Origin of the sequence: Kineococcus sp. DHX-1 (assembly GCF_042473625.1) — a bacterium.
In the GTDB taxonomy this organism is placed as follows: domain Bacteria; phylum Actinomycetota; class Actinomycetes; order Actinomycetales; family Kineococcaceae; genus Kineococcus.
The window spans coordinates 3,439,557-3,456,876 of the sequence record NZ_CP170445.1 but is presented as its reverse complement, the minus strand read 5'-3'; the positions used below and the strand labels follow the sequence as shown (position 1 = coordinate 3,456,876).

At 74.4% G+C, this 17,320-nt stretch carries 19 protein-coding genes; 14 read left to right on the top strand and 5 right to left on the bottom strand.

Annotation, left to right across the window (positions count from 1 at the left end; translation table 11 throughout):
- Positions 1-108 precede the first annotated feature (108 nt).
- Genes ACFEMC_RS16555 through ACFEMC_RS16535 form a run of 5 tightly spaced genes read left to right on the top strand, consistent with a single transcriptional unit; the run spans position 109 to position 5,510 of the window.
- Entirely contained in the window at positions 109-1,659 is a 1,551-nt protein-coding gene (locus tag ACFEMC_RS16555) for an ABC transporter substrate-binding protein (protein ID WP_380170655.1), read from the top strand.
- Entirely contained in the window at positions 1,656-2,597 is a 942-nt protein-coding gene (locus ACFEMC_RS16550) for an ABC transporter permease (protein ID WP_380170654.1), read from the top strand. Before ACFEMC_RS16555 ends, ACFEMC_RS16550 begins: the two co-directional genes overlap by 4 nt.
- On the top strand, positions 2,594-3,532 hold the full coding sequence (locus ACFEMC_RS16545; protein WP_380170653.1) for an ABC transporter permease: 939 nt from the start codon (positions 2,594-2,596) through the stop codon (positions 3,530-3,532). The genes ACFEMC_RS16550 and ACFEMC_RS16545 overlap by 4 nt, the downstream gene beginning before the upstream one ends.
- Positions 3,529-4,503, top strand: coding sequence for an ABC transporter ATP-binding protein (locus ACFEMC_RS16540; RefSeq protein WP_380170652.1), 975 nt, complete (start codon positions 3,529-3,531; stop codon positions 4,501-4,503). Before ACFEMC_RS16545 ends, ACFEMC_RS16540 begins: the two co-directional genes overlap by 4 nt.
- Complete coding sequence (locus tag ACFEMC_RS16535; protein WP_380170651.1) at positions 4,503-5,510, top strand: ABC transporter ATP-binding protein; 1,008 nt, start codon at positions 4,503-4,505, stop codon at positions 5,508-5,510. The genes ACFEMC_RS16540 and ACFEMC_RS16535 overlap by 1 nt, the downstream gene beginning before the upstream one ends.
- A gap of 65 nt (positions 5,511-5,575) precedes the next feature.
- Here ACFEMC_RS16535 and ACFEMC_RS16530 read toward each other — a convergent pair whose 3' ends face one another.
- Positions 5,576-6,088 (bottom strand): hypothetical protein, encoded by a 513-nt coding sequence (locus ACFEMC_RS16530; RefSeq protein ID WP_380170650.1) that lies wholly within the window; start codon positions 6,086-6,088, stop codon positions 5,576-5,578.
- Positions 6,089-6,169: 81 nt separating this feature from the next.
- Here ACFEMC_RS16530 and ACFEMC_RS16525 point away from each other — a divergent pair, with 81 nt between their 5' ends.
- Positions 6,170-6,733: a GNAT family N-acetyltransferase gene (locus tag ACFEMC_RS16525; protein ID WP_380170649.1), complete on the top strand. Its 564-nt coding sequence runs from the start codon at positions 6,170-6,172 to the stop codon at positions 6,731-6,733.
- Between the two features lie 28 nt (positions 6,734-6,761).
- Here ACFEMC_RS16525 and ACFEMC_RS16520 read toward each other — a convergent pair whose 3' ends face one another.
- The gene (locus tag ACFEMC_RS16520) at positions 6,762-7,703 is read right to left on the bottom strand and encodes a LysR substrate-binding domain-containing protein (protein ID WP_380170648.1); all 942 of its coding nucleotides are present in this window, start codon (positions 7,701-7,703) and stop codon (positions 6,762-6,764) included.
- Positions 7,704-7,753: 50 nt separating this feature from the next.
- Here ACFEMC_RS16520 and ACFEMC_RS16515 point away from each other — a divergent pair, with 50 nt between their 5' ends.
- Complete coding sequence (locus ACFEMC_RS16515; protein WP_380170647.1) at positions 7,754-8,668, top strand: DMT family transporter; 915 nt, start codon at positions 7,754-7,756, stop codon at positions 8,666-8,668.
- Positions 8,665-9,606: a DNA-3-methyladenine glycosylase family protein gene (locus ACFEMC_RS16510; protein ID WP_380170646.1), complete on the top strand. Its 942-nt coding sequence runs from the start codon at positions 8,665-8,667 to the stop codon at positions 9,604-9,606. The genes ACFEMC_RS16515 and ACFEMC_RS16510 overlap by 4 nt, the downstream gene beginning before the upstream one ends.
- Position 9,607: 1 nt before the next feature.
- Here ACFEMC_RS16510 and ACFEMC_RS16505 read toward each other — a convergent pair whose 3' ends face one another.
- From ACFEMC_RS16505 to cofD, 3 genes are read right to left on the bottom strand one after another with little or no spacing between them, the layout of a single operon-like run.
- Positions 9,608-10,243: a cyclase family protein gene (locus ACFEMC_RS16505; RefSeq protein WP_380170645.1), complete on the bottom strand. Its 636-nt coding sequence runs from the start codon at positions 10,241-10,243 to the stop codon at positions 9,608-9,610.
- A 3-nt stretch (positions 10,244-10,246) separates the two neighbouring features.
- Positions 10,247-11,299 (bottom strand): coenzyme F420-0:L-glutamate ligase, encoded by a 1,053-nt coding sequence (cofE, locus tag ACFEMC_RS16500; RefSeq protein ID WP_380170644.1) that lies wholly within the window; start codon positions 11,297-11,299, stop codon positions 10,247-10,249.
- A complete protein-coding gene (gene cofD / locus ACFEMC_RS16495) occupies positions 11,296-12,282 on the bottom strand; it encodes a 2-phospho-L-lactate transferase (RefSeq protein ID WP_380176836.1) in 987 nt (328 codons plus the stop codon). The genes cofE and cofD overlap by 4 nt, the downstream gene beginning before the upstream one ends.
- A 419-nt stretch (positions 12,283-12,701) precedes the next feature.
- On the opposite strand from cofD, the gene ACFEMC_RS16490 reads away from it, so the two are divergent.
- The 6 genes from ACFEMC_RS16490 (at position 12,702) to ACFEMC_RS16465 (ending at position 17,315) form a co-directional block, all read left to right on the top strand.
- Entirely contained in the window at positions 12,702-12,962 is a 261-nt protein-coding gene (locus ACFEMC_RS16490) for a WhiB family transcriptional regulator (protein WP_328296267.1), read from the top strand.
- A gap of 133 nt (positions 12,963-13,095) precedes the next feature.
- Positions 13,096-13,470 carry a hypothetical protein gene (locus ACFEMC_RS16485; RefSeq protein ID WP_380170643.1) on the top strand — a complete coding sequence of 125 codons (375 nt, stop codon included), beginning with the start codon at positions 13,096-13,098 and terminating at the stop codon, positions 13,468-13,470.
- Positions 13,471-13,650: 180 nt separating this feature from the next.
- Positions 13,651-15,801 (top strand): HAMP domain-containing protein, encoded by a 2,151-nt coding sequence (locus tag ACFEMC_RS16480; protein WP_380170642.1) that lies wholly within the window; start codon positions 13,651-13,653, stop codon positions 15,799-15,801.
- A 2-nt stretch (positions 15,802-15,803) separates the two neighbouring features.
- The gene (locus ACFEMC_RS16475; RefSeq protein WP_380170641.1) at positions 15,804-16,244 is read left to right on the top strand and encodes a roadblock/LC7 domain-containing protein; all 441 of its coding nucleotides are present in this window, start codon (positions 15,804-15,806) and stop codon (positions 16,242-16,244) included.
- A complete protein-coding gene (locus ACFEMC_RS16470; RefSeq protein ID WP_380170640.1) occupies positions 16,241-16,732 on the top strand; it encodes a DUF742 domain-containing protein in 492 nt (163 codons plus the stop codon). Before ACFEMC_RS16475 ends, ACFEMC_RS16470 begins: the two co-directional genes overlap by 4 nt.
- Positions 16,716-17,315: an ATP/GTP-binding protein gene (locus ACFEMC_RS16465; protein ID WP_380170639.1), complete on the top strand. Its 600-nt coding sequence runs from the start codon at positions 16,716-16,718 to the stop codon at positions 17,313-17,315. Before ACFEMC_RS16470 ends, ACFEMC_RS16465 begins: the two co-directional genes overlap by 17 nt.
- The last annotated feature ends 5 nt before the right edge of the window (positions 17,316-17,320 follow it).

The window sequence follows — 17,320 nt, the reverse complement described above, 5'->3', positions numbered from 1 at the left end:
ATCACGAAAGAGACCGGACCGCCGTCAGGATTGGTGTTCGAGGCCACTTCTCGGCAGGGTGAGGCGCCGGCACGCGTCCTGACCCCGACCCCTCGTAGGTGATCGAACATGCGCCGCAGAGCCCTCCTGGCCGCCCTGACCGCCTCCCCGCTCGTCGCCGCGAGCGCGGGCTGCAGCGTCGGGAAGAGCGTCGACACCGGGAACGGGAACGCCGCGGGACCGGCCGGTGGCGGCGCGTTCGTCGCCGCCATCAGCGCCCAGCCGGACCAGCTCGACCCGCACAAGACGACGGCCTACGCCAGCTTCCAGGTGCTCGAGAACGTCTACGACACCCTCGTCGTCCCGAACGGGAAGTCGCTGGAGATGGAGCCGTCCCTGGCGACGCAGTGGGAGACGAGCGCGGACGGGTTGACGTGGACCTTCCGCCTGGTGGAGGGCGTCACGTTCCACGACGGGACCCCGTTCACCGCGGCCGACGTGGTCTTCTCCTACCGGCGCATCATCGACCAGGAACTCGCGAACTCCGCCCGCTTCGCGACCGTCGCGGACGTCACCGCACCCGACGACCGCACCGTCGTCATCACGCTGGAGCGGCCGACGCCGAACCTGCTGTCCCGCATCGGCGCGTTCAAGGGCATGGCGATCCTGTCCAAGGACGTCGACGAGTCCACGCTCGCGACGAAGGCCAACGGCACGGGGCCGTTCTCGTTGCAGGGTTCCTCGGCGAGCGAGATCTCGTTGCGCCGTTTCGACGACTACTGGTCGAGGGCTCCCAAGCTCGGCGGGGTCACGTTCCAGTTCCTGCCCGAACCGGCCGCGGCCCTCACGGCGCTCACGACCGACCAGGTGCAGTGGACGGACAACGTGCCGCCGCAGCGGGTGGCCTCGTTCGCGGACGACGAGTCGGTCGACCTGGGGCAGGTCGCCAGCGTCGACTACTGGTACCTGGCGATGAACTGCGCGAAGGCGCCGTTCGACCGCGTCGAGGTCCGCCGGGCCGTCGCGTTCGCCGTCGACCGCGACGCCGTGACCGAGGCCGCGAAGTTCGGCACGGCCCGCCCGAACCAGACGGCGATCCCGCAGGGCAGCGAGTGGTACTACGACTACGCGCCCTTCCGCACCGACGTCGACGAGGCGAAGCGGTTGCTGCAGCAGGCGGGGGTGTCCACGCCGCTGACGATGGGGGTCATGGTGACGTCGGACTACCCCGAGACGGTCACCGCGGCCCAGGTCCTCGCCAGCCAGCTCGAACCCGTCGGCATCACGGTGGAGATCCAGACCGAGGACTTCGCCACCTGGCTGGACCGGCAGGGGCGCGGGGACTTCGACGCGTTCGTGCTCGGGTGGCTGGGGAACGTCGACCCGGCCGACTTCTACGAGGAGCAGCACCGCACGGGCGGGGCGAACAACTACCAGAAGTACTCCAACCCGACGACGGACGACCTCCTCGACCGCGCCGCCGTCGAACCCGACCAGGCCGCGCGCAAGACGCTGTACGAGCAGGCGGCGCAGCAGATCGTCGACGACGTCTCCTACCTCTTCCTCTACAACCCCGACGCCGTGCAGGTGTGGAAGAAGGGCATCACGGGCTACGAGGTGCGCGTCGACAAGGCGGTGGACTTCGGCACCCTGGCCCTGCCGACGCGGGCCGACTCGTGACGGGACTCGCCGTCCGGCGCACGCTGCAGGCGCTCGTCGTCCTCGTCGGCGTCAGCATCGCGACGTTCACGCTCGTCCACCTCGTGCCCGGCGACCCCGTCCGGCTGGCGCTGGGGACCCGGTTCGACCAGGGGACGTACGACGCGCTGCGCGAACGGGCCGGCCTCGACCAGCCGCTCGTCGCGCAGTTCTTCAGCTGGTTCGGGCACGCGGTCACCGGTGACCTCGGGGTGAGCTTCCGCTCCGGGGACCCGGTGACGCTGCTGATCCTGGAACGCCTGCCCGCCACGGCGTCCCTGGCCGGGGCGTCGATCCTCGTCGCGCTGCTCATCGCCGTCCCGCTCGGCACGGCGTCGGCCCTGCGGCCCCGCTCGGTGCTCGACGGGGCGGGAACGGTGCTGTCCCAGATCGGCATCTCCGTCCCGGAGTTCTGGATGGGCATCATGCTCATCCTCGTGTTCGCCGGGGGCCTCGGCTGGTTCCCCGCCGGCGGGTACGTGCCGCTGAGCGAGGACCCGGTCGGCTGGGTGCGGTCCCTCGTCCTGCCGGCCGTCACGACGGGTCTGGTCTCCGGGAGCGTGCTGACGCGGTTCACCCGGTCCAGCGTCCTGGAGGCGCTGTCGGCCGAGCACGTCCGCACCGCCCGGGCCAAGGGCCTCGGGGCCCGCGCCGTCCTGAACTGGCACGTCCTGCGGAACGCGCTGCTGCCGCTCGTCACGGTGACGGGGGTGCAGCTGGCCTACCTGCTGTCCGGCGTCGTCGTGGTGGAGATCGTGTTCGCCTGGCCCGGGCTTGGACAGCTCGCCCTGCAGTCGGTCCAGGCCCGCGACTACCCCGTCCTGCAGGGGGCGGTGCTGCTCTTCGCCCTCGTGTTCCTCGTCCTGAACCTGGTGGTGGACCTGTTGTACTCGGTGCTCGACCCGAGGATCAGCGCGTGAGCGCCCCGGCCGCCGGCGGGGTCGCCGTGAGCGGGCGGCCGCGGGAACGCCGGTCCGCGGAGGGGTTGCGGTTGCTGCTGTCCTCCCCGCCCTCGGTGTTCGCCGCGTTGGTGCTGCTCGCCGTCGTGGTCGTGGCGGTGTTCGACGACCAGATCGCCCCCCAGGGCGCGAACGAGGTCGACGTGACCCAGCGGCTGCAGGCGCCGAGCGGGGCGCACTGGTTCGGCACCGACGACCTCGGCCGGGACGTGCTGTCCCGCGTCGTGCTGGGGGCCAAGGTGTCCCTGCAGGTCGGCGCCGTCGCCGTCGGCTTCTCGCTCGTCGCGGGTGTCCTCGTCGGGTTGTTCGCGGGGTTCTACGGCCGCTGGGTCGACACCGTCCTCATGCGGCTCATGGACGTGCTGTTCGCGTTCCCCGCGATCCTGCTGGCCATCGCGGTCATCGCGGTGCTCGGCCCGGGGACGACGAACGCGATGATCGCCATCGGCATCACCTACACGCCGGTGTTCGCGCGCGTGACGCGCTCGGCGGTCCTGGGGGTGCGGGAGACGGTCTACGTCCGGGCGTCCCGGTCCGTCGGGGCCTCGGACCTGCGGCTGCTGTTCCGGCACGTCCTGCCGAACGCGGCGCCGCCGGTCATCGTGCAGACCTCGGTGAGCCTGGCGTTCGCGGTCCTCGCCGAGGCCGCTCTGTCGTTCATCGGCCTGGGCACGCAGCCACCGGACCCGAGCTGGGGACGGATGCTGTCCGAGGGGCGCGGGTACATCGACCTGGCCTGGTGGATCGCGGTGTTCCCCGGGCTCGCGATCGTGCTGCTCGTGCTGGCGTTCAACCTGCTCGGCGACGGCCTGCGCGACGTCCTGGACCCGCAGCAGCGCAGCGCCTTGCAGGCGGGCAAGCGGACGTTCGGCGGTCGTCGGAGGAGGTCGGTGTGAGCGTCCTGGAGGTCCGCGACCTGCGGGTCGAGCTCGACACCCCGCGCGGGACGGCGCACGTCGTCAACGGCCTGGACTACACCGTCGACGCGGGCGAGACCGTCGCGATCGTCGGGGAGTCCGGCAGCGGCAAGAGCGTGTCCGTCATGGCGCTGCTGGGACTGCTGCCCGGGCACGCCCGGGTCACCGGGTCCGCCCGGTTCGAGGGCCGCGAACTCGTCGGGTCGTCCGAGGCCGAGCTGCGCACCGTGCGCGGCAACGGGATCGGGATGGTCTTCCAGGACCCGATGACCTCGCTGAACCCCGTCCTGACGATCGGCCGGCAGGTGGGGGAGGGGCTGCTCGCGCACCGGCTCGTGTCCTCGAAGAAGGCCGCGCGGGAACGCGCCGCCGAACTCCTCGCCGACGTCGGCCTGCCCGACCCGCGCGGGGTCCTGGACCGGTACCCGCACCAGTTGTCCGGCGGGATGCGCCAGCGCGTCGTCATCGCGATCGCCCTGGCCGGGAACCCGCGGTTGCTCGTCGCCGACGAGGCGACGACCGCGCTGGACGTGACGGTGCAGGCGCAGATCCTCGACCTCGTCGCGCGCCTGCAGGACGAGCACGGCACGGGCGTCGTCTGGATCTCCCACGACCTCGGCGTGGTCGCCGGGACCGCCGACCGCGTGCTCGTCATGTACGGCGGGCGCTGCGTGGAAGACGGTCGCGTCGACGAGGTGTTCGAGGCACCCGCGCACCCCTACACGCGCGGGTTGCTGGGGTCCCTGCCGTCGCTGGAGTCGCCGACGGACGAACTCGTCGCCATCCCCGGCACGCCGCCCCCGCCGACGGACCTGCCGCCCGGGTGCGTGTTCCACCCGCGCTGCCCCGTGCGCGGGGACGTGCGCTGCGCCACCGAGCAACCGCCGCTCGCGCCCGTCGGGGGTTCTGGCACGCACCGTGCGGCGACGTTCTACGGGCTGGAGGACTGATGGGGAACGACGTGCTGGTGCGGGCACGGGACCTGCAGGTCCACTTCCCGGTGCGGTCGAAGGGTCTGCGGCGCAGGACGACCGGTGCCGTGCGCGCCGTCGACGGCGTCGACCTCGACGTGTTCCGGGGCGAGACCCTGGGTCTGGTGGGGGAGTCCGGCTGCGGGAAGTCGACCCTCGGGAACGCGCTGCTGCGTCTGGTGGAACCCACGGGCGGGTCGGTCGAGTTCGACGGCACCGACGTGACGGGGTTGTCGCAGCGCGACCTGCGCGCGCTGCGACGTCGCGCCGTCATGGTGTTCCAGGACCCGTACGCGAGCCTGGACCCGCGGATGACGGTGGGCCAGACGGTCGCCGAACCGCTGCAGGTGCACGGGTTGCACCGGGGTGCCGCCGCCCGCGCGGTCCGCGTCGCCGAACTGCTCGAGCTCGTCGGCCTCGACCCGGCCGTCGCGTCGAGGTACCCGCACGAGTTCTCCGGCGGCCAGCGCCAGCGCGTCGGCATCGCCCGGGCCCTGGCGGGGGAACCCGACTTCGTCGTGTGCGACGAGGCGATCGCCTCCCTCGACGTCAGCGTGCAGGCGCAGGTCCTGAACCTCCTGCGGTCGTTGCAGCGGACGCTGGGCCTGACGCTGCTGTTCGTCTCCCACGACCTCGCCGCCGTGCGGCACCTGTCCGACCGGATCGCCGTCATGTACCTCGGCCGTGTCGTCGAGGTGGCCTCGGCCGCGGACCTGGCCGCGGACCCGCAGCACCCGTACACGCAGGCGCTGCTGTCCGCCGTCCCCGTGCCGTCGCCGGCGCAGGAACGCCGGCGCGAGCGGATCGTGCTGTCCGGCGACGTGCCCTCGGCCGCCAAGGTGCCCTCGGGCTGCCGGTTCCGGACGCGCTGCCCACAGGCGTTCGAGCCGTGCGCGACGGTGGACCCGGCGCTGCAACCGGTGGGTGCCGCCGGCGCGCACGTCGCGGCCTGCCACCTGCACGGCCTGGTGCCCGCGGCCGACTGACCACACTCGTGCCGCCCCGCCCCCGTGGGGGGCGACGCGGCCGAACCCCGCGCGGAGCCGGGTGGTCAGACCGGCCCGGCGGCCCGGGCCTCGCGCACCCCGGCGAGAGCTTCGCGCAGCTGCTCGATCCACTCCTGCTGGTGCTGACCGACGAGGCGGACGCACCAGGCGAGGGCCTCGGACCGGGTCCGCGCGACGCCGGCGTCGACGAGCGTGTCGAGCACCTGGCGCTGCGGCTGGCGCAGCCGCGTCATGACGGGGGTGGCGAGGTTGGTGAACAGCTCCTCGCTCTCCCCGCAGGCTGCGCCCCAGGCGACCTTGCGGCCGAAGAGGGCTTCGGCCTCGTCGGCGATGCGCATGCGGGCTCCGCGGGTCTCCTCGCGGAAGCGGGCGATCCGGCCCGCCTCGCCGCGGCGGGCGGCGGCGGCCCCGCCCTCGGTGGGCACGTCGGTGGGGCGGGGGAGCCGCCCGGTGACCACGACCTCCTCGCGGTCGACGGAGACCGCCGGGGCGGTCTCGAACCAGTCCTGCGGCAGCCGGCCGGTGAACCAGGCTGCGATGTCTGCCGTGTCGCTCATGCAGCAATTACAGGATTACGAGCTAGCAGCGTCAAGGCGTGGTCGCAGGTGTTCGCTGACGGCGTGCCCGACGATGGACCGGTGTCCTCACTGCGCCCCGACCTGCCGCCCGTGCCGGACCGGCTGCCGGCCGGACCGGTCGTCCTGCGCCCCTTCCGCGACGGCGACGTCGCGATGGCCGTCGACCTGGCGACGGACCCCTACGTCCCCCTCACCGGATCGCTGCCGGCCCACGCGGACGCGGACCAGGCGCTCGCCTGGGTGCGGCGGCAGCAGGGGCGCGTCGCGGAGGGGGTGGGGTACGCCCTCGCGATCGCCGACCGCGACTCCGACGAGGCCCTCGGGCAGATCGGTCTGTGGTCCCGCGCCCTGGACGAGGGCCGGCTGGCCGTGGGCTACGCGGTGGCGCCCTCGGCGCGCGGACGCGGCGTCGCCGCCGCCGCCCTCACCGCGCTGACCTCCTTCGCCTGGACCGTCCCCGGCGCCCACCGCGTCGAGCTCGTGGTCGAACCCTGGAACGAGGCGTCGATCCGCACGGCCGAGCGGGCGGGCTACCGCCGCGAGGGACTGCTGCGCAGCTACCGGGACATCGGCGGCCGGCGCCGGGACCTGCTCCTGTTCGCCAGGGTCCGCGGGGACGGCTGACGCCCCTGGATGTCCCCGTCCGGACCCCTCACCCCACCCCGTCGGGCCGCGCCGCCGCCACCTGCCGGAACGCCTCGAGCACGGCGGCCGTCGGGGCGTCCGTCCCGCGCCCCGCACGCGTGGCCGCGTAGATCGACCGGGCCGGCGGCTGACCGGTCAACGGGACCACCCGCAGCCCGTCCGGGCGCAGCGGGTGCGCCAGTCGCGGGACGAGGGCGACACCAGCCCCCGCGGCGACGAGGGCGGCCAGGGCGTCGTACTCGGAGGTGTGGTGGCGCACGTCGGGGGAGAAACCCGCTGCGGCACAAGCCCCCGCGGTGATCTGCGCGCACGCGTCGTCCGTGGCGGCCGCGACCCACTCCTCGTGCGCCAGCTCGGCGAGGTCCAGCTCGTCCCGGTCGGCGAACCGGTGGTCGGCGGGCAGCAGGACGTCGAGGACGTCGGTGAGCAGGTCGACCCGGTCGTAGCGGGCGTCGTCGCGCCGCGGGCCCGCCGGGTGGTCGACGGTGACGACGATGTCGAGGTCCCCGGCGTCCAGCCCGGCGACGGCGTCGACCGGTTCGCGTTCGCGCACGAGCAGGCGCACGCCGGGACGCTCGGTCCGCAGGGTCCGCAGGGCGGGGCCGACGACGGCGAAGACGGCGCTCGCCATCGTCCCGACCCGGACCTCCCCGACGAGCCCGGCGTCGAAGGCGAGCAGGTCGGCGCGGGCCCGCTCCAGCTGTGCCGCAACGGTGTCCGCGTGGGTGAGGAGGACGCGGGCCTGCCCGGTGAGGCGGACGCCGCGGCCCTGCCGCTCCAGGAGCGGCACGTCGAGGTCCCGGGCCAGGCCGGCCAGCTGCTGGGAGACGGCCGACGGCGTCAGGTGCAGGGCGGCGGCCGTCGCGGCGACGGTCCCGCGGCGCTCCACCTCCCGCAGGAGCCGCAGGCGCCGGAGGTCGATCGTGAAGTCTTCGCTGTCGAGACTCATGCAGGAACTCTAGCTGGACTGAACGGTGCCGAGGGCGCGACGATCGAGGGGTGACCCGCCGTGCCGCTCTGCTCTTCGCCGCCCTCGGCCTCGCCTGGGGGATCCCGTACCTGCTCATCAAGATCGCGGGGGAGGAGCTGGCCCCGTCCACCCTCGTCCTCGCCCGCACCGCGCTCGCGGCCGTCGTCCTCGCGCCCTTCGCGCTGGCCCGCCGCGAGGTCCGCGAGGCGCTGCCCGCGCTGGCACGCCGCTGGAAGGCGGTCGCCGCCTACACCGGGTTCGAGATCGTCGGCCCGTGGCTGTTCCTGGCCCGCGCCGAGCACGACCTGCCCAGCTCGACGACGGCCGTCGTCATCTCCGCCGTGCCCGTCGTCGGCGTCCTGGTGGCCCTGGCCTCGCGCCGCGCCGAGCACCTCGGCGCGGTGGGCTGGACCGGGCTCGCCCTCGGCACCCTCGGGGTGGCGACGCTCGTGGGCTTCGACCTGCAGCCCGGGCAGTTCGGGGCCGTCGCCGAGCTGGCCGTCGTCGTCGTGGGCTACGCGATCGGGCCGGCCGTGCTGGCCCGGCACCTCGGCGACCTGCCGGGGACGGCCGTCGTGCTGGCCAGCCTCGTGCTGGCCGCCCTCGTCTACGTGCCGGTCGTCGCCCTCGGCCCGGGTCTGCCGGCGACGGTCCCCTCCGGCCAGGTCCTCGCCTCCGTCGCGGTCCTCGCGCTGGTCTGCACCGCGGGGGCGTTCCTGCTGCTGTTCGCCCTCGTCGGCGAGATCGGTCCCGTCCGGGCGACGGCGATCGTCTACGTCAACCCCGTCGTCGCCGTCGTCGCCGGGGCGGTCGTCCTGGGGGAGCGCATCACCGCCACGACGATCGCCGGTTTCGCCCTCGTCCTGGCCGGTTCGTACCTGGCCACCCGCCGTCCCGCGAGCCGTCCCGACCAGGCCACCCCGGCGCTTACCGTGGAGGCATGACGCCGGACGGGGAGCTGTGCTGGGCCCCCGGCCGGCCCGTCCCCGTCACCGCGATGCTGCGGCCGCTGCGCCGCGGCGGGGGTGACCCGACCTACCGGCAGGACGCCGACGGCTCCGTCTGGCGGGCCACCCGCACCCCGGACGGCCCCGTCGTCCTGCGCGTGCAGGCCCGCCCCGCGGACGCGGCGGTGCACGCCCAGGCGTGGGGACCGGGGACGGACTGGGCGTTGGACGGGGTGCCCGAGCTCCTCGGCGCCGCCGACGACACGTGGGCGGAGTTCGTGCCGCGCCCCGAGCACGCCGTCCTCGTCGAGTCCTGGCGCGCGCACCCGCACTGGCGGGTGGGCCGCAACCGCGCCGTCTTCGAGGCCCTGTCGGCCTCGGCCCTGGAGCAGGTCGTGACGGGCGTCGAGGCGTTCGCGGCCTGGCGCCGCCTCGTCCACCGCTTCGGCGAACCCGCCCCCGGACCCGCCGGGCTGCTGCTGCCGCCCTCCCCGCAGCAGTGGCTGCGCATCCCCTCCTGGGAGTGGTTGCAGGCCGGGGTCGAGCTGCGCCGGCGCAAGGTGACGATCCTCGCGGCGCCGCGCGCGGCCGGCCTGGAACGCACGCTGTCCCTGGGGCCCGACGAGGCCGACCGCGCCCTGCGATCGCTGCCGGGGGTCGGGGTGTGGACGTCCGCGGAGGTCCGCCAGCGGGCCCACGGCCACGCCGACGCGTTCAGCTTCGGCGACTACCACGTCGCCAAGAACGTCTCGTGGGCGTTGACGGGGGAGGTCCTCGACGACGCGGGGTGCGCCGAGGTCATCGAGTGCTACCGCGGCCACCGGTTCCGGGTGCAACGACTCCTGGAGTTCGCGGGCGCGTACCGGCCGCGCCGCGGGCCGAAGATGACCCTGCCCACGCACACCCCGAACCGCGCGGTCCGCGCCGCGCGCTGACCTACGCCCGGGGGCGCGCCACGGCCCGCACGGGCGACCCGTCCCCGCCCACCAGGGCCCACCCGAACGCGGCGAACTCCACCCGCCGCGGCAGGTTCCCCAGCCCCCGCAGGTTCTCCACGACGACGCCGGGGTCGGCCCGGTCCCCGAGCAGCACGCGGTGCGCGGCGAGGGTTCCGGGCCCGTCGACGCTCGCCGCGTCGATGCCGACCGTCCGCACCCCGACCGACCGCAGGAACTGCGCCGCGGCGACCGTCAGGTGGGGGTGGTCGAACTCGTCGGGAGCCCCGGCGTGCTCGTCCCACCCGGTGCGCAACAACGCGATCCGCGCGTCGGAGGTCCAGGGCCCGAGGAGTTCCGGACCCACCGCGGCGACCCCGCGGACGTCGAGCACGACGGCCGGCCCGGCGAACAGGGCGAGGGGGAGTTCCTCGAGCGTCGGGCCGTCGGGGACGACGTGGGCGGGGGCGTCGACGTGGGTCCCCGTGTGGGTCCCCAACGACAGGGAACTCACGCGGCAGAACTCACCGCCCGTCGCCGGCAGCGGGTGCGCGGAGAACTCCGGGTCCCCCGGGTACACGGGCATCCCCGCCCGCACGGGCCGGGACAGGTCGACCCAGCCCGCGCTCGCCGCCACGGGTCAGCGCGGGAGTTCGACGGTGCGCACGAGGACGACGGAGGGTTCGCGCTCGAGGTCGCGGTCCACGAGCCCCACGAGGAACTCGGTCCACAGCGCCGCGAGCACGCGCTGGGTCAGCGCCCCGAGGGAGAACTCGTCGGCGGCCTCGACGCGCAGGGCCGGACCCTCGCGGCGGACGACCCCGCCCGTCACGGGACCGGCGGCGAGGGCGACCTCGGCGGCCCGGTCGAGCCGTTCGGTGAGGGTTCCGGGCACGACGGGCGGGGGTTCGACGCCGCCGGCGCCGAGGGCGGCCCGCACGGCCTCGACGTGGCCGAGGCGGAACCAGTCGCTCGCCCCCGCCCGCACGAGCGAGCGGGCACCGGGACCGGGGTCGTCCAGGGGCAGGACGAGGTCGGCGAGCCCGCGGAACAGTGCGGCCGGAACGCCCTCGGCCTTGCCCTTGACGAGGTCCGCGGCCGCGGCCAGCTCGTCGACGACGGCGCGCGCCGTCACGGACAGCTCCCGGCCGGAGGTGTCCAGGCTGCCGCGCAGGTCCTCCACCGCGTCGATCCCGGCGGCGCCCAGGGCGAAGTCGGTCTGCCCGGCCCGCCAGGGCCGCCCCGCGGTGTCCGTGACGACGACGCCGACGACGGCGCCGGTCAGCTCGTGCAGCCGGGTGCGCAGCTCGCGGGCCGCGGCGTCGGGGTCGTGCGGCAGCGTGAGGACGACGTCGCCCTCGACGTTGGAGGCGTCGACGCCGGCGGCCGCCATCACGGGGCCGGCGGCCGACTCCACGATGCGGGCGACGCCCGTGGGGGTGCGGCGTGCGGCCACGAGCCGGCGGGACTCGCGCAGGACGACCTCGTCGCGGTCGACGGCCGCCGCCGTGAGCCCGGCGGCCTTGGAGACGACCTTGCTCGAGACGGCGATGACGTCGCCGTCGGACAGGGAGGCGCGTTGGGCGTGCAGGGCGTCGACGACGAGCGCGGCGACGTCGTCGCCGTCGTGCACCTCGCCGATGCCCGTCAGCCCGACGACCTGCAGGTGGCCGGGACCGTGGTGGGCGCTCACGCGGCGCGTTCCCGTCCGACGAGCTCCAGCGCCAGGTCGAGGGCGGCCCCGGCGAGCTCGGCCGTCGCGGCGGGCGAGCTCATGAGCAGCGGGCGGCGGCGCACGACGAGACCGGGACGGGTGGGGGCCTCGTCGCCCTCGGCGATGAGCCAGCCGTCGAGGAAGTCGGCGTAGAGGCCGGCGACCGCGGCGGCCGTCGTCGGCACGCCGATCGCGGCCAGGCACGCGTCGGCCATCCCGCGCACGGGGGCCCCGGCGATGACGGGGGAGACCCCCACGACGGGCGCGGCCGTCTCGACGATCGCCCGGCGGATCCCCGGGACCTGCAGGACGGTGCCGATGGACACGACGGGGTTGCTCGGCGGCAGGACGACGACGTCCGCGTCGCGCAGCGCGTCGAGGACGCCGGGGGCGGGGGAGGCCTGCTCGGCGCCGACGGCCTCGATCCGCACGGCGGGGACGGCGGCGTGCAGGCGGACCCACCACTCCTGGAAGTGGACGCGGCGCACGGCCCCGTCCGGCCCGTCGGCGAGGTCGACGTGGGTCTCGACCACGTCGTCGGTCATCGGCAGCAGCCGGACGCCGGGGGCCCAGCGCTCGCACAGGTGCGCCGTGACCTCCGAGAGGGTCGCGCCCTCGGCGAGCATCCGCGTCCGCACGAGGTGCGTGGCGATGTCCTTGTCCCCGAGCGTGAACCACGACGGCTCGGCGCCGTAGGCGGCCAGCTCGCCGGCGACGCCGGACGTCTCCTGCGCGCGGCCCCAGCCGCGGACCTCGTCGATGCCGCCGCCCAGGGTGTACATGACGGAGTCCAGGTCGGGGGAGATCCGCAGGCCGTGGAAGGTGACGTCGTCGGCCGTGTTGCTGACCACCGTGACCTGCGCCCCGCGCCGCGCGGGGTCGGGGGAGGCCGCCAGGTGCGCCAGCAGTCCGCGCAGGAACCGCGCCCCGCCGACACCGCCGGCGAGGGCCGTGATCCGCAGGGGTCGGCCGGGTCCGTTCACGTCGCTCACGGTCGTCATCATCCCCTGTCGCCCTCCCGGACCCTCCGCGTCACCCGGTCGGACGCACCATCGGCCGGGTGCGCTCGTGTGCCTGGAGTGACGGATGTGGTCAGGGTCTTCGCAAGTGCAGCACGGGATACCACGGCGGGCTTGACTCTCCGGGACGACACGCGTGTAATTCCCCCAGTGGTGGTCGCAGGGTGACTGGCACATCACGGGGAGTGACAGGACCGAGGCTGTGGGGGCCACCAGTGAGTGACGACGTCGAATACCTCGAACTCGAGACCGAGGACACGATCTCCGACGAGGCTGTCGACGCGGCCCTGGCCGGGCTTGCCGGTGCCAGGACGAGTGCCGGGGTGAGCGCCGACGGACGTCCTGAGCTCACCCTCGTGGAGATGACGGGCGGGCTCACGGGCCTGTCGGGCCTGACGCCGGAGGATCCGGGCTGGCAGGAGCTGGCCCTGTGCGCGCAGACCGACCCCGAGGCGTTCTTCCCGGAGAAGGGCGGTTCCACGCGCGAGGCCAAGCGCGTCTGCCAGTCCTGCGAGGTCCGCCAGGAGTGCCTGGAGTACGCGCTCGGCAACGACGAGCGCTTCGGCATCTGGGGCGGCCTCAGCGAGCGCGAGCGCCGCCGCCTCAAGCGTCGCATCAGCTGACGCACCGCTGACCGGGTGCACTCCGCCCGCGCCCGGGCGACGACCGCGCGACCCCGCTGAAGTCGGAGCCCCGACCTGCCGAGAAGACAGGTCGGGGTGGACCGCCGGTCCGCCGCAGCACGGGAGGGAAGCGATGAACCAGTCGATCTGGGAGCGCCGTCAAGCGGTCGCCTCCCGCCTCGAGGGCCACGTCCGCCAGGAGCGCCAGGTGCGCGACGAGTTCGAGACGGCCCTGGCCGCCGCCTCGCTCGACGCCCACGACGTCGACCCGGACGGTCACCTGGGGCGCGCGGTGATGGCCGTCGCCCACCTCGCCGCCGACACCCCCGGCTTCGACGTCCTGCTCGGGCTGTCCTCCGGCGGGCACGGCGTCCGCGTGCACGCCGGCCCGGACGGCCTGGCGCAGGTGCAGGTCGTCGAGCTGACGGCGCGGGAGTCCGAGCCCGGCGCGGACCCGGCCCCCGCAGCGGTCGCCTCCGAGCTCGCGGCCCTCCTCTGGCAGCGCTGACCGGTTCGAGGCCCGCCCTGATCTTCTAGAAAAAACGATTCAGGAATCATCCGTTCGGCGGGTGAAGGCCCCTAGAAGATCCGACGATCACTCATCCAGCGCCGGTTCCCCGGCGAGCACGTCATCGACGACTGTCCGGTGCGCCTCGTCCCGAGGACGCCCGCTGGAAGAGGAGCAAGGATGACCTTCTTGTTGCGTCGCGTCCGGGTGGGCGCACGCTTCGCCATCGCGTTCGGGGTGATCCTGGCGCTGACCCTGCTCACCGGCGTGGTCGCCTACGTCGGGAACCAGGCGCAGACCGACGCGGTGGAGCAGACCCGCAACACCGCCAAGGTGGTGCAGTACGCGAGCCAGCAGAAGTTCTGGGGCGCCGACGTCTCCGGCTGGCAGACCGGCCTGGCGCTCGACACCTACCGCAAGGGCACGCAGGCCGCGCTGGACCCGAGCTCCTCGAGCCTCGTCGGCCTGGAGAAGGACAAGGCGAGCCTGCGGCTGGACCTGCTCACCGCCCCGCTCAGCATCATGACCCCGTCCGAGCAGGCCATGAACAAGCAGCTCATCCTGCTGTGGGACAACTGGATCGACGCCAACAACCGCGCGCAGATCGCGTACCGCGACAACCGCGTCGCCGACGCCGAGGGCTACCTGCAGAACGGCCTCGACACGTTCGGCGGGATCGTCACGCTGACCGACCAGCTCAAGTCCTCCGTCGAGGCGCGCGACGCCGCCGCCCAGGCCTCGGCCGCGCACACCGCGCGCCTGGCCCAGGGCTTCATCGTCGGCTTCGCCGTCCTGGCCGTCGTCCTCGTGGCCCTCATGCTGCTGGCCCTGATCCGCACCGTCGTCGTCCCGCTGCGCGCGCTCACCGCCCGCGCCGACGAGGTCGCCTCCCAGCGCCTGCCCGAGGCCATCAGCGCGGTCCGCGCGCTGCCGGCCGACGCCACGCCGCCCACGTTGCCCGCGTTCTCCGTGGACACCAAGGACGAGCTGGCCGACCTGGCCGTCGCGTTCAACCACGTCCAGGACAGCGCCCTCGACCTCGCCGTCGAGCAGCACCGCGCCGACCGCGCCGCCGCCGAGATGCTCGTCAACCTCGGTCGCCGCAACCAGAACCTCCTCAGCCGCACCCTGGCCTTCCTGGCCGACCTCGAGCGCGGCGAGCGGGACCCGCAGGTCCTCGACAAGCTGTTCAAGCTCGACCACCTGTCCACCCGCGTCCGCCGCAACGCCGAGTCGATGCTCGTCCTGGCCGGTGCGGAGCAGACCCGTGCCAAGACCCGTCCGGTGAAGGTCGCCAGCGTCGTCCGCGCCTCCCTGGCCGAGATCGAGGACTACTCCCGCGTCGACCTGTCCACCCTCGACGACGTCACGCTGCACGGCAGCGCCGCCGCCGACACGACCCACCTCCTCGCCGAGCTGCTGGAGAACGCCACCGCGTTCTCCGCCGGCAGCACCCGCGTCGTCGTCACCGGCACCGCCACCCTCGAGGGCGGCTACCGCATCGCCATCGCCGACGCCGGCATCGGCATGAGCGCCGAGGAGCTCGACGAGGCCAACAGCCGCATCGCCTACGCGGCGCTGACCCGTCCGGACTCCCGCCTCCTCGGCCACCACGTCGTCGGTCTGCTGGCCGACCGCTGGTCGATGGGCGTCGTCCTGTCCGCCGGTGCGAGCGCCGGCATCGTCGCGACCGTCACGCTCCCGCCGTCGCTGTTCGTCGAGGCCCCCGCCGGTGCTCCCGTCGAGACCCCCGTCCAGGCCGCCCCCGCGGTCGCCCCGGTGACCGCGCCGGTCGTCCCGGTCGCCGAGCCCGCGCTGGTCGCCGCCGTCGCGGCGGTCCAGGCCGCTCCCGCCGTCGAGGCCCCCGTCGCCCCGGTCGCCCCGGTCGCCCCGGCTGTCCCGGTCGCCCACGTGGCGCCCGTCGCCCCGGCCGCTCCGGTCGCGGCTCCGGTCCCGGCCCCCGCGCCGGCTCCGGTCCAGGAGTCGGTCCCGGCCGTCCCCTCGGCCCGCGTCCGCGGTGCCCAGCTCGGCGAGCTCGGCCGCGACCTCGGTCGCACCGCCGACACCGGGTCGGGCCCCGTCGTGGCCTCCCTGCCCGTCGAGGTGCCGGCCCCGGCCGCACCCGTCGTGCCGACCCGCGTCCGCGGCGCCCAGCTGCCGGACACCGGCGAGGACGCCGCCGCGACGGCGACCACCCCGCGCTCCGCCGACCAGGTCCGCCGCGGCCTGTCCGGCCTGCAGAGCGGTGTCTCCCGCGCCCGCCGCGAGAGCGCCGAGCTGCACGGCTCCGACCAGCAGTCCACCCCCGACGCGTCCCCCGAGAGCGAGTGAGCATGTCCGTCAACGTGACCACGGCGAACGTCAGCCAGAACGCGCAGGACGTCAACTTCCTGCTCGAGCGCTTCGTCGCCCAGACCCCCGGCGTGGAACAGGCCATCGGGGTGTCCTCGGACGGGCTGCTCATGACGATGCGGGCCGACCTGGTCCGCGCCGACGCCGACAAGCTCGCCGCCACGGTGTCGGGCCTGACGACGCTGGCCGTCTCGGCCTCCCGCCTGCTGTCCAAGGGCCCGCTGAGCCAGGTCATCACCGAGTTCGGCTCGGGGTACCTGCTGGTGTCCTCGATCGCCGGCCGCGCCTGCCTCGGCGTCGTCACCTCCGCCGACTGCGACCTCGGTCTCGTCGGCTACGAGACGACGATGCTCGTCGAGCGCGTCGGGTCGCTGCTCACGCCCGAGCTCGTCACCGAGCTGAAGACGTCCCTGCAGCTGTGAACCCCTCCGCGTCCGACGACGAGTTCGCGGACCCCGACGAGTTCGACGAGTTCGACCGCCCCTTCCTCGGGGCGGGGGCACCCGCCCCCACCACCGCTCCGGCCGCCGGGTTCCCGGCGGCCGGGCCGGCCGAGGAACCGGAGGAGGCGCACGAAGAGGTCCGCGCCTACCTCCTGACGGGCGGTCGCACCGGCGGCGGCACGGCCGGGATCGCCATGGAGACCACCGCCGTCCTGACCCCGCAGGGGGAGCAGGCGGTGGCCGCCGGTGCCCTCGCCTTCGAACCCGGGCAGGTCCTGCAGGTCTGCGCGCAGGCGCGGTCGGTCGCCGAGGTGGCCGCCCTCGTCGGCATCCCCCTGGGCGTGGCCCAGGTCCTGGTCGGCGACCTCGTCGGCCGTGAACTGCTCATCACGACGTCCACCGCGAAGTCCCTCGCGTTCGACGTCTCGTTCATCGAGAGGTTGATCAACGGTGTCGCTGCCCTCTGACGTCCGGCCGTCCGCTCCCGCCGCCGTGAAACGGCCGCCCATCCCCGTGAAGATCCTCGTCTCCGGCGGGTTCGGGGTCGGCAAGACCACGACCGTCGGCGCGCTGTCGGAGATCGAGCCCCTGAGCACCGAGGCCGCCATGACCTCGGCCTCGGTCGGCGTCGACTACGCCGGCGAGGGCAGCGAGAAGACGACGACGACGGTGGCCATGGACTTCGGCCGGGTCACCATCGACGACAGCATCATCCTGTACATGTTCGGCACCCCCGGGCAGGACCGGTTCGGCTTCATGTGGAACGACCTGGCGGACGGGGCCCTCGGCGGCATCGTCCTGGTCGACCCCAGCCGGATCGACGACTGCTTCGTGGCGCTGGACTACTTCGAGAAGATCGGCCTGCCCTTCGTGCTGGCCGTCAACTCCTTCGCGGGCCGGGGCCAGCTGACGCTGGACCAGGTCCGCGCCGCCGCCAACGTCGACCCCGCGGTGCCGGTCGTCGGCCTCGACGCCCGCAGCCGCGAGGACGTCAAGCGCGCCGTCCTCACCCTGCTGCAGCTGATCCTGTCCCGGGCCAAGGCGGCCTGAGGCCG

Coding starts and splice junctions, on each gene's coding strand:
- ACFEMC_RS16555 (WP_380170655.1), top strand. CDS start 109: ATGCGCCGCAGAGCCCTCCTGGCCGCCCTGACCGCCTCCCCGCTCGTC.
- ACFEMC_RS16535 (WP_380170651.1), top strand. CDS start 4,503: ATGGGGAACGACGTGCTGGTGCGGGCACGGGACCTGCAGGTCCACTTC.
- ACFEMC_RS16530 (WP_380170650.1), bottom strand. CDS start 6,088: ATGAGCGACACGGCAGACATCGCAGCCTGGTTCACCGGCCGGCTGCCG.
- ACFEMC_RS16520 (WP_380170648.1), bottom strand. CDS start 7,703: ATGAGTCTCGACAGCGAAGACTTCACGATCGACCTCCGGCGCCTGCGG.
- ACFEMC_RS16510 (WP_380170646.1), top strand. CDS start 8,665: ATGACGCCGGACGGGGAGCTGTGCTGGGCCCCCGGCCGGCCCGTCCCC.
- ACFEMC_RS16490 (WP_328296267.1), top strand. CDS start 12,702: ATGACGGGCGGGCTCACGGGCCTGTCGGGCCTGACGCCGGAGGATCCG.
- ACFEMC_RS16485 (WP_380170643.1), top strand. CDS start 13,096: ATGAACCAGTCGATCTGGGAGCGCCGTCAAGCGGTCGCCTCCCGCCTC.
- ACFEMC_RS16480 (WP_380170642.1), top strand. CDS start 13,651: ATGACCTTCTTGTTGCGTCGCGTCCGGGTGGGCGCACGCTTCGCCATC.
- ACFEMC_RS16475 (WP_380170641.1), top strand. CDS start 15,804: ATGTCCGTCAACGTGACCACGGCGAACGTCAGCCAGAACGCGCAGGAC.